This is a genomic window from Amycolatopsis lexingtonensis (assembly GCF_014873755.1).
Classification (GTDB): domain Bacteria; phylum Actinomycetota; class Actinomycetes; order Mycobacteriales; family Pseudonocardiaceae; genus Amycolatopsis; species Amycolatopsis lexingtonensis.
The window spans coordinates 1,316,279-1,331,638 of record NZ_JADBEG010000001.1; the positions used below are offsets into that span (position 1 = coordinate 1,316,279).

Consider the following 15,360-nt stretch of genomic DNA (forward strand, 5'->3'; position numbering starts at 1 on the left):
GTTAGATTCAGCTCGCTCGATCAGGTGATCTCGCGGGTGGGGTGTTGTAGCCGTGCGGTTCCAGGTGCTCGGCCCGATGACGGCCTCCGTCCCGCTGCCCTCGGCGGCCCAGCCGCGGCGGCTGCTCGCCGTCCTGCTCGCCCGCGCCGGCCAGTTCGTCGGCCGCGACACGCTGGTCGACGAGCTGTGGCCGGACGGCGCGCCGTCGAGCGCCGCGGCGATCGTGCAGGTCACCGTGTCGAAGCTGCGCAAGACGCTCTCACCCGGCCTCGGTGCGGCCGAGGCCGGGCAGCGGCTGCGGTCCGGGCCGCGGGGGTACGCGCTGACGGTCGAGCCGGGCGAGCTGGACGCGGACGAGTTCCTGACGTGGCTGTCGGCGGGCGCCGACGACCGCGCCCAGCGCCGTCGCGCGCTCGAACGGGCGCTGGCCTGCTGGCGGGGCGACGCGTTCGCCGACGTCGCCGGCGGGCCGCTGCTGGAGGCGCACAAGCTGTGGCTGGAGGACCGGCGCTCGGCGGCCCTGCTGCAGCTGGTCGAGCTGGAGCTGGCCGACGGCGACGGCGGGTCGGTGGTCGAGCGGCTCGGGCCGGTGGTCGCGGCCCGGCCGGCCGACGAGCGGTTCGCCGCCCGGCTCGCTGCCGCGCTCGGCACGGTCGGCCGCCGCGAATCGGCGCTGGAGGTGCTCCGCCGCACCCGGCGGGCGCTCTGGGAAGAGGCGGGGGTGTGGCCGGGCGCGGACCTCGTCGCGGTGTACCGCCGGATCGCCGGCACCGAGTGGACGACGCCGGGCCCGCCCGCCCAGCTCCCGCCCGCCGTACCCGACTTCACCGGCCGCGCGGCCGAACTCGCCGGCGTCACGCGTGCCTTGCGGGGACCGGCGCCGGTCGTGCTGCACGGCGCCGCCGGGGCCGGGAAGTCCGCGCTGGCCGTGCAGGCCGCGTGGCGCGTCCGCCGCCGTTTTCCCGACGGCCAGCTGACGGCGTCGCTGCGCGGTCCGGACGGGACGCCCGCCGAACCCGCGGCCGTGCTGGCGGGGTTCCTGCGCGCACTCGGGGCGACGCCCGCGGAACTTGCCGACCGCGCGGGCCTGCCCGGCCTCTGGCGCGGCTACACCGCCGACCGGCGGCTGCTGGTGCTGCTGGAAGACGCCGCGTCCGAAGCCCAGGTGCGTGCGCTGCTCCCGAGCGGCCCCGGCTGCGCGGCGCTGGTCACCACCCGCCGCGAGCTGCCCGGCCTCTGCGGCGCGCACCCGGTCCCGGTGGCCGAGCTGTCCACAGAGGACGCTTGGGCGCTGCTGGCCGCCGTCGCGGGAGAGGCACGGCTGCGCGCGGAACCCGAAGCGGCGCAACGGCTTCTCGGCCGGTGCGGCGGGCTCGCACTGGCCGTCCGGATCGCCGGGGTGCGCCTCGCGGCCCGGCCGAACCTGCGGGTCGCCGAACTGGCTGCCCGCCTGGCCGACGACCGGCGGCGCCTCGACGAGCTGACCGCGGGCGACCTGGGTGTCCGTGCCGCGGTGACGTCGGCACTGCGCGAGCGGCCCGCGGCCGACGTCGCGCTGCTGAGGCTGCTCGCCGAGTTTGATGGGGCAGTCCCGGACTGGTCGGCGGCGGCGCTGCTCGACCGCCCGACGGCGGAAGCCCGCGACCGGCTCGACGGGCTGGCCGCCGCGCACTTGCGGGACCCGGCGGGCACGGTCCCGCCGTTCGTGCGGCTGGTGCTGGCGGAGGGTGCGCCGGGGGAGGTGGATCCGGCCGCGCTGCGCCGTGCTTGCGAGGCCGCGCTGGTATTGGCGCGGCATGCGCTCGGCCGCCCAGCGGCTGAGCGGGGATCGGCGGATGCGGCGGGCAGCCCCACCCCAGCCAAGCCCGACCCGGCGGTGCTCCGCCGCATCGCCGAGGACCCCGTCGCCTGGGCCGCCGCCGAAACCGGGCACCTCGCGGCCGCCGTTCGGCTGGCCGGGGCGCATGGCTGGCACGAGCTGACCGAACAGCTCGCGGACGCCTGCACCGCGCTCGCCGGCACGCCGTGGCTCGGGCACGCGGCCCGTGCGGTCACCGTGGCCGGGCTGGCCGCGGCGCGGCGGCGCCGCGATCCTCGCGCGGAGGCCGAGAAGCTCTACAACCTCGGCGCCGTGCACTGGCAGCACGGGCACGCGCGGCAGGCGCGGAACTACTTCGCGATGGCCGAGCACCGCTTCCGGCTCCTGGACGATCCGCGGGGGACCGGTACGGCGCTGGCCGCGCTCGCCGACGTCCACCTCGACGGCGGTGACCCGTGCGCCGCCGAAGCCGAGCTGCGGGAAGCGCTCGAGTTGCTGCGGGCCTGCGGGGACCGGCGCGGGCAGGCGGCCGCGGCGGCGCAGCTGGGGTCGCTGGCCGAAGACGTCGGCGATGTGCGGCGGGCGGTCGAGAGCTTCGAAGTCAGCATGCTGCTCGCCCGCGAATGCGACGACGGCCGCTTGCACGACCAGGCCGCGAAGCGCTACGCCGACGTCCTGCGCCGCCACGGTGGGTGCGACCAGGCGGCGGACCTGCTCACCGGTGCGCTCGGCGGCGCCGTCCGCACGCGGGAGCGGCACTGGGAGGCGCACGTCCTGCGCAGCCTCGGCGACCTGCACACCGAAGCCGGGGAACTCGCCGACGGGCAGCGGTGCCTGACGCGGTCGCTGGCGCTGTTCGACCAGATCGGGCACCGGCACGCCGCCGCCTACACCCACCGCAGCCTGGCCGAAGCCCGCCGCCTCGCGGGGGATCCGGCGGGGGCGCGGCGGCACCTGCTGGCCGCCATGGGCGTGTTCCGGGAGCTGCGCGACCGCCGCGGTGCCGGGTACGCCCTGCTCAGCCTGGGCCGGACGCACGCGGCCGAGGACGCCGCACCCGAGGCGGCGCGGTGCCTGCGCGGCGCGGCCGGGCTGTTCCGCGAGCTCGGATTTCCGCTGTGGGAACTGCGCGCGCTGGGGGAACTGGCGAGCGTGACCGGTGAATCCCCGGCCCGTGACCGCCGTCGTGAACTCTTGACGAAGATCAGGACCTGACGGCCTCGTGCCCCGGTCCGCGGCGGCGGTGTTTGGCGAAGTTATGGCCGCCCCCATTTGGCTGCCGCCGTTCGGATCGTCGCACAAGAAGGAGCAAGGCATGCCGGGACATCGGATTCTGGCGCGGGCGGCACTGGGGCTGGTCGCCGCGGCGGCGACGGTGGTGTTCGCGACCATCGGCACCGCGTCGGCGAGCGTCGAGGTCACCAAGCTGACCCAGGCGCAGGCGGCGTCGCAGCTGTCCGCGGCCGGGGTGACGCACTCGTCCAGCGGCGGCTGCACGGACCGCTACAACTCGACGTGCACGTCGTACGAGCAGATCAACCAGAGCACGGTCAGCGGCGTCATCACGCTGAAGCGGGCGAGCGGCTGCGCGATCAACATCACCGGGGGCACCGAGACCGGGCACGCGTCCGGCACCTACAGCCACTGGAACGGCTACAAGGTCGACATCTCGCACAACAGCTGCATCGACTCCTACATCAAGAACAGCTTCGGCTACATCGGCCTGCGCGGCGACGGCTACCCGCAGTGGAAGGCCGGCTCCGGCAACCTCTACTGCGACGAGGGCAACCACTGGGACATCACGTACTACACCTGCGGCTGCTGACGTCCGGGGCCTGTCCGTCCCGAGGGCGGCGGACAGGCCCCGGTTACCGGCCGCGACGGCCGGGTACCCGCGCGGGTGGAGGTGAGGAGATGACTTCGCACAGCACCCCGGCTCCCCGCCCGCGCACGGCGCTGATCGGCGCCGCGGCGGGCTTCGTCCTGCTGGCCGGGCTCTACCTGGTCCTGGCCCCGTGGATCGCCGGTTTCGGCGGCGCGGGCGTGCTCGCGCTGAGCGACACCCTGGTCGGCCTGGTCCTGATCGCGCTGGCGATCGCCCGCACGGCCACCCGGCGGCTCGCCCTGATCGGCTGGGTCGTCCCGGTACTGGGCGCGTGGGCCGCCGTTTCGCCGTGGCTGCTTCGCCACGGCGGCGAAACCCCGCCGTCGACGGGTGCCCTGATCGGCAACGTCGTGGCGGGCGCCGTGGTCGTCGTCGCGGGCGTGGCGCTGGCCCGGCGGGTCAGTTCTTGATCAGCAGCCAGTCGCCCGAGCCGTCGCCGGGCCGGTACGGGCTGTCGGCCCGTTTCGCGATGACGCCGGGCAGGCCGTGCTGCCGGCTGGCCCCGGCGACGGCCTCGCCGCCACCGGCGTAGTAGCGCGGCACCTGCCAGTGCCGGTCCTCGATGGCCAGGCCGTCGAGGAGCTCCCGGCGTTTCGTGTACGGCAGGTCCAGGGTCGGCTTGCCGTCGAGGTGCAGGACGTCGGAGGCGAAGTAGAACACCGGGCAGTGGGTCTTGAGGCGCTTGGCGGCGGCGCCGTCGGCCTTGCGGCGCTCTTCGAGACCGTCCGCGTAGGGCTTGCCGTCCTTGATGACGACGACTTCGCCGTCCAGCAGCACTTCGGTCGAGCCGAGCTCTTCGCCGAGCTTGTGCAGCTCGGGGTACCGCCCGGTGACGTCGGCGCCGGTTTCGTCGTGCGCGGTGACCCGGCCGCCGCTGACCAGCAGCATCGTCCGCAGGCCGCCCCAGGCGAATTCGTAGGACCACGCGTCGTCGTCGGCGGGCAGATCGCCGGGCACCGCGGTCATCGGTTCGAGGAATTCGGGCGCGTCTTCGTGCCCGGGCTCGGCGGGATCGAGGCGCCGCAGGGTCCAGTCGCGGTCGTCCTCGTCGTGCCGGTTGAGGAACAGGTACTTGCCGCGGGCGCGGCCGCCGTGGAAGACGACCTCGACCTTGTGGTCGTTCCAGTGCAGGGTTTCGTACTTCCCGGTGTCCCACACCGTCATCCGGCCGCCGCCGTATTCGCCCGCCGGGATCTCGCCCTCGAAGGTGAGGTACTCCATGGGGTGGTCTTCGGTGTGCACGGCGAGCCGGGAGACGCCGGGGGAGAGCGGCAGGCCCTTGGGCACGGCCCAGGAGACGAGCACGCCGTCGCGCTCCAGGCGGAAGTCCCAGTGCAGGCGGGTGGCGTGGTGCTCCTGGATGACGAAGAGGTCGTCGTCCCCGGGCTCGGGCGGGCCGTCCGGCCAGGGTTCGGGGGTGCGGTCCTTGCCGCGTTTGCCGCGGTATTCCTCGAGTCTGTCGGCCATGGCCGCCCCGGTACCCCTTCCGCCGCAAGAGCTTCCAGGGTACCGGTCGGGTGCTCCGGCTCGGCCCGCTGGGCAGCGCGCCGGCGGTCGTTCGAGGCCGGCCGGTGTCTTGAATGAGTCATTCAGGTCGTGGGAGGTCCTGAATGACTCATTCAAGACCATCGCCGCGGCTCCCGGCCTCAGTCCGTCTCGGCCATCGCCTCCGCGAACTGGGCCGCGTACAGCCGGGCGTAAGCGCCACCGCTGCGCAGCAGCGTTTCGTGGTCGCCCTGCTCGACGATCTGCCCGTGCTCCATCACCAGGATCACGTCGGCGTCGCGGATGGTCGACAGCCGGTGCGCGATCACGAAACTCGTCCGGCCGCTGCGCAGCGAGTTCATCGCCCGCTGGATGAGCACCTCGGTCCGGGTGTCCACCGAACTCGTCGCCTCGTCGAGGATCAGGATCACCGGCTTGGCCAGGAACGCCCGCGCCACCGTGATCAGCTGCTTCTCGCCCGCGCTGACCGTGCCGCCTTCGTCGTCGAGCACCGTCTCGTAGCCGTCCGGGAGCGTGCGGACGAAACGGTCCACGTGCGTCGCCTTCGCGGCTTCGACGATCTCCTCGTGCGTCGGGTTGTCCGCGCCGTAGGCGATGTTCTCCGCGATCGTGCCGCCGAACAGCCACGCGTCCTGCAGCACCATGCCGGTCTGGTCGCGCAGCTCCTCACGGTTCATCTTCGCGATGTCGACGCCGTCGAGCGTGATCCGGCCGCCGTCCAGCTCGTAGAAGCGCATGAGCAGGTTGACCAGCGTCGTCTTGCCCGCGCCGGTCGGGCCGACGATCGCCACCGTCTGGCCGGGTTCCACGGTCAGCGACAGGTCGTCGATCAGCGGCTTGTCGGGCAGGTAGCGGAAGGACACGTCCTGGAACTCGACCCGGCCGCGCACCGGCGAGGGACGCTCCGGCGAAGCCGGTTCCGGGCCCTGCTCCTCGGCGTCGAGCAGCGCGAACACCCGCTCGGCCGACGCGACGCCGGACTGCAGCAGGTTCGCCATGCTCGCGATCTGAGTGACCGGCTGGCTGAACTGGCGCGAGTACTGGATGAACGCCTGCACCTCGCCGAGGGTCAGGCTGCCCGACGCCACGCGCAGCGCGCCGATCACCGCCACCAGCACGTAGCTCAGGTTGCCGATGAACATCATCGCCGGCTGGATCATGCCGGAGATGAACTGCGCCCGGAAGCTGGCCTGGTACAGGGTGTCGTTCTGCTTGTCGAAGATCGCCGCGGCCTCGTCGCGGCGGCCGAACACCTTGACCAGCGAGTGGCCGGTGTACATCTCCTCGACGTGCGCGTTGAGCTTGCCGGTCGTCGACCACTGCTTGATGAAGTTCGGCTGCGCCCGCTTGCCGATCTTCGCCGCCACCACGGCCGAGAGCGGCACCGTGAGCAGCGCGATCACCGCCAGCAGCGGCGAGATCAGGAACATCATGATCAGCACGCCGATCACCGTCAGCAGCGACGAGACGATCTGCGACAACGTCTGCTGCAACGACATCGCCAGGTTGTCGATGTCGTTGGTGACGCGGGAAAGCACCTCGCCGCGCGGCTGGCGGTCGAAGTACTTCAGCGGCAGCCGCGAGAACTTGGCCTCGACCTCTTCGCGCAGCCGGTACACCGCCTGCTGCACCAGCGTCGTCGTCAGCCGGGCCTGGATCAGTCCGAAGAACGACGAAATCACGAACAGCGCCAGCACGGTGAGCAGGATCTGCCCGACCTTGTCGAAGTCGATGCCGACGCCGGGCACGAGGTCGACGCGGCTGTAGATGTCGGCGAGCGTGCCGTCGCCGCGGGCGCGCAGCCCGGCGACGATCTGTTCCTTCGTGACGCCCGGCGGCACCTGCTTGCCGAGCACGCCGGCGAGGATCGCGTCGGTGGCCTGGCCGAGGATCTTCGGGCCGATCACGGTGAGCGTGACGCTGGCCGCGCCGAGCACGAGCACGCCGATGAGCGCGACCCGCTGCGGGCGCAGCAGCCGCAGCAGCCGCTTCAGCGAACCCTTGAAGTCGAGCGCTTTCTCCGGCGGCGCGCCGCCGGCCATCCAGCGGCCGGGCCCTACGGTCGCGGCACCGGTGTTCTTGTGCCGCTCGGCGGTCGGCCGTTCCCCGGCCTCGGTGACGGCGGCTTTGGGCGATTCCGTGGTGCTCACGCCGCCTCCTGTTCGGTGAGCTGGGACAGCACGATCTCCCGGTAGGTTTCGTTGCCGTCCATGAGTTCGTGGTGGGTGCCGGTGCCGACGACGCGGCCTTCGTCGAGGACGATGATCCGGTCGGCGCCGCGGATCGTGCTGACCCGCTGCGCCACGATGACCACCGTCGCCTCGGCCGTTTCCGCCACCAGCGCGCGGCGCAGGGCCGCGTCGGTCGCGTAGTCGAGCGCGGAGAACGAGTCGTCGAACAGGTAGATCTCCGGCTTGTGCACCAGCATCCGCGCGATCGCGAGCCGCTGGCGCTGACCGCCCGAGACGTTCGTGCCGCCCTGGGCGATCGGGGCGTCCAGGCCCTCCGGCATGGCTTCGACGAAGTCCTTGCCCTGCGCCACTTCCAGCGCGTGCCACAGCTCTTCGTCGGTCGCGTCCGGGTTGCCGTAGCGCAGGTTGCTCGCCACCGTGCCGGCGAACAGGTACGGCTTCTGCGGCACCAGCCCGACCGCGCGGGCGAGCACCGCCGGGTCCAGGTCGCGGACGTCGACGCCGTCCACCTTCACCGTGCCGCGGGTGGCGTCCATCAGGCGCGGGATCAGGTTGAGCAGCGTGGTCTTGCCGGTGCCCGTCGAGCCGATCACCGCGGTGGTCTCACCCGGCCGCCCGATCAGCGAAATGTCGCACAGCACCGGCTTTTCCGCGCCGGGATAGCGGAACTCGACACCTGACAGCTCCAGGTGCCCGTGCACCGCGCCGGGCCGGATCGGCGACACCGGCGGGCGGACGCTCGACTCGGTGTCGAGCACCTCGCTGATCCGCTCGGCGCTGACCTCCGCGCGCGGCACCATCATGAACATGAACGTGGCCATCATGACGGCCATCAGGATCTGCAGCAGGTAGGACAGGAACGCGGTCATCGCGCCGATCTGCATGCTGCCCGAGTCGATCCGCTGCCCGCCGAACCACAGCACGGCGACGCTGGAGGCGTTCATGACCAGCATGACGATCGGGAACATCAGCGCCATCAGGCGGCCGACCCGCAGCGACACGGTGAGCAGCTGGTCGTTGGCGACGTCGAAGCGCTCCCGCTCGTGCTTGTCGCGGACGAACGCCCGGATGACGCGGATGCCCATGATCTGCTCGCGCAGGATCTGGTTGATCCGGTCGATGCGCTCCTGCATCAGCCGGAACGCCGGGCGCATCTTCGTGATGATCGTGCCGACCGCGACCGCCAGCACCGGCACGATGACCAGCAGCAGTGACGACAGCGGCACGTCGAGGTTGAGCGCCAGGATGATGCCGCCGATGCACATGATCGGCGCGGACACCATCAGCGTGAGCGTCATCAGCACCAGCATCTGGATCTGCTGGACGTCGTTGGTGGTGCGGGTGATCAGCGACGGCGTGCCGAACTGGCCGACCTCGCGGGCCGAGAAGTCCTGCACCCGGTGGAAGACGCCGGCGCGGATGTCGCGGCCGATCGCCATCGCGGTGCGGGCGCCGAAGTACACCGCGCCGATCGAGCCGGCGATCTGCGCGAGCGTGATGACGAGCATCATCGCGCCGACGCGGATGATGTAGTCCATGTCGCCCTTGATGAGGCCGTTGTCGACGATGTCGGCGTTCAGCGTCGGCAGGTAGAGCATGGCGATCGTCTGCACGAGCTGGAGCAGGACGATCACCCACAGCGTGCTCCGGTACGGGCGCAGGTGGCTGCGCAGGAGCTTGACTAGCACAACGATTCCCCCAGTGCGGTGGTGGTCGGTTCGGGTTGCGGAGCGGCGGTGCCGGCGGTCAGGGTGGGCATCCCCGCGGAAAGCTCGTTGAGCAGCCGTTCCAGGATCGGCAGGAACGGCTCGCCTTCGGTCGTGAACCAGTTGGTGAAGGCCACCCGGACAGCGCTTTCCACGGATGCCGCCATCAGCCGGCACAACAGGTGGTCCACACCGCCCACCCGTTTCGCGATCGTTTCGGCCAGGACGCGCTCGACGGCCGCGTGGGCGTTGAGGAACTCCCCGCGCAGCATGAGCCGTCCCATCAGCTCCCGGATACGCGCAACATACGCGCGATCGGGTTCGCCTTCACGCGAATATTGCTCGAGCACCGCGTGCTTGACGGACTCCCAGAGCGGCTCGCCGTCCGGCCGCGCGAGCAGGGCTTCGCGCATCCCCTCGTGCCGGTCGACGACGACCGAGCAGACCGCCTGCTCCTTGCTGGAGAAGTAGTTGTTGAATGTGCGGGGTGACACGCCCACTTCGGTGGCGATGTCCTCGACCTTCACGTTCTCCAGCCCGCGGTCCAGCGTCAGCCGCAGTGCCGCCTGGGCGAGCGCCTTGCGTGCTTCGCGCTTCTTGCGCTCGCGCAGGGTCAGCTTGGGTGGTTCGTCCGGCGGCATGAACGGAGTGTAGCGAAAAACTTGCGTGCCCCGCAAAAAAGTGCGTGGCCCGCAACTTTGGGACGAATCGGGCACGACCGGGGATTTCGCGGTGCGCGGGCCGCGGAGCTGCGGTATCGGGCGCTGTGTGCGCTCCGTTGCCGGGTGCAAGATGCAAAAATGAGCCGAATGGCCTAGTCCGCTGCGCTCACCAGCAGCGACGGCGCCGAAATCCGGTCACGTCCAGCGATCGGGCGGAGACCGGTTGTGGACATCCGACGAACCTTTCTGCTTGCATGTCCGGCATCGCCGCCCTGGGGTCGGCGCGATGCAGTCGTTGCCGAACCTGAGCAAGGAAGAAGTGGGACCACATGGCGAGCCGGGCCCGGGAACTCCTGGATCGATCACGCGTCCTGCTGGACCGCTCGCGGGTCGCCGCCGCGCAGTACCTCACCGCGCCGCCGAAGCACCCCGGGTTCCAGCCCCCGGCGGGGCCGGCGATCGCGGAGCTGCCGCGCCCCGAAGTGACGCCGGCGCCGCCTCCCGCGGACGAAGGCGTCCTGGCCGAGATCTGCGCCAGCGTGGCGCTGCGTGACCTCAACCTGCTCGACCAGCTACTCGCCCGTCTCGAGGAGCTCGAAGCGGGGGAGGAGGACCACCACCGCCTCGCCGAGCTCTACCAGCTCGACCACCTCGCCACGCGGCTGCGGCGCAACGCCGAGAACCTGCGCGTGCTGGCCGGGCAGGACACCGCCGACGACGCCGCCCGCGCGACCTCGGTGCTCGACCTGGTGCGCGCCGCGATGTCCTCGATCGACCACTACGCCCGGATCACCATCGGCCGGGTGGTGAACCTCGGCGTCGTCGGCTTCGCCGCCGAAGACCTGGGCCGGGTGCTCGCGGAGCTGCTCGACAACGCCGCCAACCAGTCCTCGCCCAGCTCGCCGGTGCACGTCAGCGCGCACCTGACCGAGCAGGGCAGCGTGCTCGTCCGGATCGAGGACGAAGGCATCGGCATTCCCGCCGACCGCATCGACGGCCTCAACCGGCGGCTGGCCGCGGGCGGCGACCTCGACGACGCCTCGGCACGGCACATGGGTCTCGCCGTCGTCGCCCGCCTCGCCGCGCGGCACGACGTCAGCGTGCGCCTGGACCGGCGCAGCCCGCACGGCACGGTCGCCACCGTGCTGCTGCCGACCGGCGTCGTCACCGAGGTCGCCGAGAACGCGTGGTCGGGCACCCGGACCGTGACGGCCGAACCGGCCGGGACCGGCGCCGAAGCGGTGGCGGCAGGCGGCCTGCCGCGCCGCCGCCCGGGCGCCTTCCCGCACGCGGAGCCCGCGCCGGTGCCGCGCAAGCCCACGCCCCGGCCCCGGCCGGTCGAGCGGGCCACCGGCGGCACGACGGTCAACGGCCTGCCGCGCCGCGTGCCCGGCAGCATCCGCGGCGCCGCCCCGGAACCGCCACCGCCGGCCCCGGCCGCGGAACCGGCGGCGAACGGGCACGAGAAGCTGCTCGCCGACCTCGGCGCTTTCGCCGACGGCGAGCGGGCCGCGCAGGCCGAAAACCACGCCCAGCAGGACGAAACGCCCGGAGGAACCGCCTCGTGAGCGCCCCCCACCCGGCCCCGGCGAACTTCGCCTGGCTGCTCGACGACTTCGTCCGGAAGGTGCACGGGGTCAGCCACGCGCTGATCATGAGCGTCGACGGCTTCCCGCTCACCGCGTCGGACTCGGTCGGCGAAGCGGAGGCCGAGCAGCTCGCCGCGATCGCCAGCGGCCTGCTCTCGCTGGCCGGCAACAGCGCGGCGCTGTTCGGGAAGGGCGCCTGCGAGCAGATCATCATCCGGCTCACCCACGGCTACTTCCTCTTCATGGGCATCGGGTCCGGTGCCGGGCTCGCGGTGCTGACCACGGGCGACGCGGACATGAAGGTGGTCGCCTACGAGATGACCCAGTTCATCACCAACGCGGGCCACGCGCTCACCCCCGAGGTGCGTGCCGAACTGCGACAGGTGCTCACCGCGCGCCGGCCCCGGGTGTGATGGGGATGCCCGACGAGGATGTGAAACCCATGTCCGAAAAGGACACCGCCTTGCCGCGGCGCAGCCGGCGGATCCGGGCGTACGCGCTCACCGGCGGCCGGACCAGCACCCGCCACCAGCTGCTGGTCGAGACGCTGGTTTCGGTCCCGCGGTACGACCCGGCGCTGAGCGACACGCTCATGCCCGAGTCGCGCTCGCTCTACGAACGCGCCCGCGTGCGGTCCTCGATCGCCGAGCTGTCGGTCGGGCTGGACCTGCCGCTGGGCGTCGTGCGGGTGCTGATCGGGGACCTCGCCTCCCAGGGCGCGGTGTTCGTCCACCCCACCGCGCACGCCTACCACCACGACACCAACGTGCTCGAGAGGATCCTTGATGGGCTCAAGCGGCTCCCCGCCTGAGGGCGATCTGCTGACGATCTCCGCGAAGATCGTCGTCGCCGGGGGCTTCGGTGTCGGCAAGACCACGTTCGTCGGCGCGGTGTCGGAGGTGCCGCCGATGAGCAACGAAGCGTGGATGACCGAGGCCGGCGAAGGCGTCGACGAGATCCCGCCCGGCGGCAAGTCGACCACGACCGTGGCGATGGACTTCGGCCGGATCACGCTGCGCCCGGACCTGCTGCTGTACCTGTTCGGCACGCCGGGGCAGGCGCGGTTCTGGTTCCTCTGGGACGACCTCAGCCGGGGCGCGCTCGGCGCGGTCGTGCTGGTCGACACCAGCCGGATCGACGAGTCGTTCGCGGCGATCAACTACTTCGAGAACGACTCGGAGCTGCCGTTCGTGGTGGCGGTCAACCAGTTCGAGGGCAAGCCGGTGCACGACCTCGACGAGGTGCGCGACGCGCTGGCGCTCGACCCCGCCGTCCCGCTGGTCACCTGCGACGCCCGCGACCGCGCGTCGACGATCGCCACCCTGACCGAGCTGGTCAGCCACACGTTGTCGCTCGCCGTCCTGTCGGGGCCGCGTGAGCTGGCCGGCAGCGTCTCGCCGGCCTGAACCGAGGAGAGAAGAGCTTCATGCGCAGAGTCCTGATCGTGGGCGCCGGCCAGTCCGGGCTGCAGCTGGCCCTCGGGCTGCTGGCGAAGGACTACGACGTCACGGTGATGTCCGCGCGGACGCCGGAGGAGATCCGGAACGGCCGGGTGATGTCGACGCAGTGCATGTTCAACGACGCGCTGCAGCACGAGCGCGACCTCGGGCTGAACCAGTGGGAGGACGAGACCGTCCGGGTCGAGGGGCTCGGCGTGTCGGTGGCCGGCCCGGACGGCGGCCGCGCGCTCGACTGGTTCGCCGAGCTCGACCACTACGCGCAGTCGGTCGACCAGCGCGTGAAGATGGCGGGCTGGCTGGAGCTGTTCGAGGACCGCGGCGGCAAGCTCGTGATCCACGGCGTGATGACGTCCGAACTGGACGCGCTGTCCCGGCTGTACGACCTGGTGATCATCTCGGCCGGCAAGGGCGAGCTGGTCCAGCTGTTCGACCGGGTGCCCGAGCGGTCGCCGTACACGAAGCCGATGCGCGCGCTTTCCCTGGTCTACGCGCACGGCGTGCGGCCGCGGCCGGAGCACCCGGACAAGCAGGCCGTCCGGTTCAACATCGTGCCCGGCGTCGGCGAGCTGTTCATGATCCCGGCGTACACGCTGAGCGGGAACTGCGACATCCTCTTCTTCGAGGGGATCCCCGGCGGGCCGCTGGACTGCTTCGACGACCACCCGGCCCCGGCCGAGCACTTCACCCGGCTGCTCGACCTGATGCGGCAGTTCGTGCCGTGGGAGTACGAGCGCTGCCGCGACGCCGAGCTGACCGACGGGAAGGCCGCGCTGGCCGGCGGGTACACGCCGGTGGTGCGCAACCCGGTCGGCACCCTGCCCGGCGGGCCCCGGGTGCTGGGCATGGCCGACGTCGTCGTGGCGAACGACCCGATCACCGGGCAGGGCTCGAACAACGCGAGCCACTGCGCGGCGACCTACCTGACCGCGATCCTCGAGCACGGCGACCGGCCGTTCGACGCCGCGTGGATGGACGCCACGTTCGAGCGCTACTGGGAGTACGCCAAGCACATCACCGAATGGACCAACGCGCTGCTCCTGCCGCCGCCCCCGCACGTGCTCGAGATCCTCGGGGTGGCGGGCCAGAACCCGGCCGTGGCCCGGCGGTTCGCGAACGGGTTCACCGACCCGACCGACTTCCAGCACTGGTTCATGGACCCGGCGAAATGGGAGAAGTACCTGGCAGAGGTCTAGATCGGACTGTCGCCGGGGGACGATTCGGGCTACGGTGGCTACGTAGCGTGAAGGCGACCTCGGAGGTACGTGGCATGCGGGCGATGTGGAAGGGCTCGGTGTCGTTCGGGCTGGTCAGCATCCCGATCCAGCTGTACGCGGCCACCGAGAACAAGAACGTCTCGCTCCGCCAGGTGCACGAGGCCGACGGCGGCCGCATCCAGTACAAGCGGTTCTGCACGATCGACGGCGCCGAGGTCCCGTACCCGGAGATCGCCAAGGGCTACGAGCTGCCCGACGGCGAGATGGTCGTCATCACCGACGCCGAGATGGCCGAGCTGCCGCTGCCTTCGCAGCGCACGATCGACGTGCTCGAGTTCGTGCCGCTGGAGTCGATCGACCCGATCCAGTACGACCGGACGTACTACCTGGAGCCGCAGAAGAACGCGGTGAAGCCGTACGTCGTGCTGCGGGACGCGCTGCACAAGTCGAGCCAGGTGGCGATCGCGAAGGTCGCGGTGCGGCAGCGGGAGAGCATGGCGGTGTTGCGGGTGCACGCCGACGTGCTGGTGATGACGACGATGCTGTGGCCGGACGAGGTCCGCGAACCCGACTTCCCGTTCCTGCGCGACGACCCGCCGCAGATCCGCCCGCAGGAGCTGTCGATGGCCGGCTCGCTGATCGACTCGCTGGCCGAGCCGGTGTTCGAGCCGGAGAAGTACCACGACCACTACCGCGAGGCCCTCGAGGAGATGATCGAGGCCAAGGTCGCGGGGGAGGAGACGACCAAGCCCGCGGCGGTCACCGCCAAGGCCGACGTCGTCGACCTGATGGCGGCGCTGCAGGCCAGCGTCGACGCGGCGAAGAAGTCGCGCGCGTCCACTTCGGAGGCGTCCACTTCGGAAGCGTCCGATGAGGACGCGAAGCCGGCGAAGAAGAAGGCGGCGCCGCGGAAGCGGGCCCCGAAGTCCGCCTGACCCCGGACGGGTGGTCGCGCCGACACGCCGCCGTGGTCCCGCGGCCGCCCGCTTCCCGGTGGTACCAAGGAGTCATGGAATGCGCTTCTTGTGCCGCGCGGATCGACCACTGCCACGGCACGCTGGTGGTGCACCCGGAAGGCGGGTTCGCCGAGTGCACCGATCCGGCCTGTGTGGACGCCGACCGCGTGCGGCACGCGTTGATCGTCGACTGCCCGGCGCTCGGCGGCTGCGGGTGTGCCGCCGCGGCGCCGGAGAAATCGTTGCTGCGCCACGCTTCCTGAGCCTCCCGCCAGGATCCGCGAAGGCCTTCCCGCCGGGTGACGCGCACCGGCCGGGGAGGCCTTCGTGGCGTCAGGACGGTGTCAGCGCGGTAACACGATCGTGTATGC

At 71.7% G+C, this 15,360-nt stretch carries 14 protein-coding genes; 10 read left to right on the plus strand and 4 right to left on the minus strand.

Translation table 11 applies throughout. The features are described from left to right. The first annotated feature begins 52 nt into the window (after positions 1-52). From H4696_RS06445 to H4696_RS06455, 3 genes are all read left to right on the plus strand, one after another. Positions 53-3,034 carry a BTAD domain-containing putative transcriptional regulator gene (locus H4696_RS06445; RefSeq protein WP_192782109.1) on the plus strand — a complete coding sequence of 994 codons (2,982 nt, stop codon included), beginning with the start codon at positions 53-55 and terminating at the stop codon, positions 3,032-3,034. Between the two features lie 100 nt (positions 3,035-3,134). Next, entirely contained in the window at positions 3,135-3,644 is a 510-nt protein-coding gene (locus tag H4696_RS06450; protein ID WP_086856592.1) for a hypothetical protein, read from the plus strand. Positions 3,645-3,733: 89 nt separating this feature from the next. Next, entirely contained in the window at positions 3,734-4,114 is a 381-nt protein-coding gene (locus tag H4696_RS06455; RefSeq protein ID WP_086856579.1) for an SPW repeat protein, read from the plus strand. On the opposite strand, the gene H4696_RS06460 is transcribed toward H4696_RS06455, so the two are convergent. The 4 genes from H4696_RS06460 to H4696_RS06475 form a co-directional block, all read right to left on the minus strand. Then, entirely contained in the window at positions 4,104-5,171 is a 1,068-nt protein-coding gene (locus tag H4696_RS06460) for a DNA polymerase ligase N-terminal domain-containing protein (RefSeq protein ID WP_086856580.1), read from the minus strand. The two genes, H4696_RS06455 and H4696_RS06460, sit on opposite strands and share 11 nt — an antisense overlap. 179 nt (positions 5,172-5,350) lie before the next feature. Beyond that, positions 5,351-7,360, minus strand: a complete 2,010-nt coding sequence (locus tag H4696_RS06465) for an ABC transporter ATP-binding protein (RefSeq protein ID WP_086856581.1) — start codon at positions 7,358-7,360, stop codon at positions 5,351-5,353. Then, positions 7,357-9,090: an ABC transporter ATP-binding protein gene (locus H4696_RS06470; protein ID WP_086856582.1), complete on the minus strand. Its 1,734-nt coding sequence runs from the start codon at positions 9,088-9,090 to the stop codon at positions 7,357-7,359. The genes H4696_RS06465 and H4696_RS06470 overlap by 4 nt, the downstream gene beginning before the upstream one ends. After that, positions 9,084-9,749 carry a TetR/AcrR family transcriptional regulator gene (locus H4696_RS06475; RefSeq protein ID WP_086856583.1) on the minus strand — a complete coding sequence of 222 codons (666 nt, stop codon included), beginning with the start codon at positions 9,747-9,749 and terminating at the stop codon, positions 9,084-9,086. Before H4696_RS06475 ends, H4696_RS06470 begins: the two co-directional genes overlap by 7 nt. A gap of 350 nt (positions 9,750-10,099) precedes the next feature. Here H4696_RS06475 and H4696_RS06480 point away from each other — a divergent pair, with 350 nt between their 5' ends. From H4696_RS06480 to H4696_RS06510, 7 genes are all read left to right on the plus strand, one after another. Next, positions 10,100-11,338, plus strand: a complete 1,239-nt coding sequence (locus H4696_RS06480) for a sensor histidine kinase (RefSeq protein ID WP_086856584.1) — start codon at positions 10,100-10,102, stop codon at positions 11,336-11,338. Further along, positions 11,335-11,772 (plus strand): roadblock/LC7 domain-containing protein, encoded by a 438-nt coding sequence (locus H4696_RS06485; protein ID WP_086856585.1) that lies wholly within the window; start codon positions 11,335-11,337, stop codon positions 11,770-11,772. Before H4696_RS06480 ends, H4696_RS06485 begins: the two co-directional genes overlap by 4 nt. Before the next feature lie 29 nt (positions 11,773-11,801). Next, positions 11,802-12,170 (plus strand): DUF742 domain-containing protein, encoded by a 369-nt coding sequence (locus tag H4696_RS06490; RefSeq protein ID WP_086856586.1) that lies wholly within the window; start codon positions 11,802-11,804, stop codon positions 12,168-12,170. Further along, on the plus strand, positions 12,145-12,765 hold the full coding sequence (locus tag H4696_RS06495) for a GTP-binding protein (RefSeq protein ID WP_086856587.1): 621 nt from the start codon (positions 12,145-12,147) through the stop codon (positions 12,763-12,765). The genes H4696_RS06490 and H4696_RS06495 overlap by 26 nt, the downstream gene beginning before the upstream one ends. A 20-nt stretch (positions 12,766-12,785) precedes the next feature. After that, positions 12,786-14,012 (plus strand): styrene monooxygenase/indole monooxygenase family protein, encoded by a 1,227-nt coding sequence (locus H4696_RS06500; protein WP_086856588.1) that lies wholly within the window; start codon positions 12,786-12,788, stop codon positions 14,010-14,012. A gap of 74 nt (positions 14,013-14,086) precedes the next feature. Next, complete coding sequence (gene ku, locus H4696_RS06505) at positions 14,087-14,968, plus strand: non-homologous end joining protein Ku (protein WP_086856589.1); 882 nt, start codon at positions 14,087-14,089, stop codon at positions 14,966-14,968. 74 nt (positions 14,969-15,042) lie between these two features. Next, a complete protein-coding gene (locus tag H4696_RS06510) occupies positions 15,043-15,252 on the plus strand; it encodes a hypothetical protein (RefSeq protein WP_086856590.1) in 210 nt (69 codons plus the stop codon). Positions 15,253-15,360 lie beyond the last annotated feature (108 nt).

Bases quoted from the DNA above. Each gene is read 5' to 3' on its own strand.
- H4696_RS06450 (WP_086856592.1), top strand. From the start codon at position 3,135: ATGCCGGGACATCGGATTCTGGCGCGGGCGGCACTGGGGCTGGTCGCC.
- H4696_RS06455 (WP_086856579.1), top strand. From the start codon at position 3,734: ATGACTTCGCACAGCACCCCGGCTCCCCGCCCGCGCACGGCGCTGATC.
- H4696_RS06460 (WP_086856580.1), bottom strand. From the start codon at position 5,171: ATGGCCGACAGACTCGAGGAATACCGCGGCAAACGCGGCAAGGACCGC.
- H4696_RS06475 (WP_086856583.1), bottom strand. From the start codon at position 9,749: ATGCCGCCGGACGAACCACCCAAGCTGACCCTGCGCGAGCGCAAGAAG.
- H4696_RS06480 (WP_086856584.1), top strand. From the start codon at position 10,100: ATGGCGAGCCGGGCCCGGGAACTCCTGGATCGATCACGCGTCCTGCTG.
- H4696_RS06490 (WP_086856586.1), top strand. From the start codon at position 11,802: ATGTCCGAAAAGGACACCGCCTTGCCGCGGCGCAGCCGGCGGATCCGG.
- H4696_RS06495 (WP_086856587.1), top strand. From the start codon at position 12,145: ATGGGCTCAAGCGGCTCCCCGCCTGAGGGCGATCTGCTGACGATCTCC.
- H4696_RS06500 (WP_086856588.1), top strand. From the start codon at position 12,786: ATGCGCAGAGTCCTGATCGTGGGCGCCGGCCAGTCCGGGCTGCAGCTG.
- ku (WP_086856589.1), top strand. From the start codon at position 14,087: ATGCGGGCGATGTGGAAGGGCTCGGTGTCGTTCGGGCTGGTCAGCATC.
- H4696_RS06510 (WP_086856590.1), top strand. From the start codon at position 15,043: ATGGAATGCGCTTCTTGTGCCGCGCGGATCGACCACTGCCACGGCACG.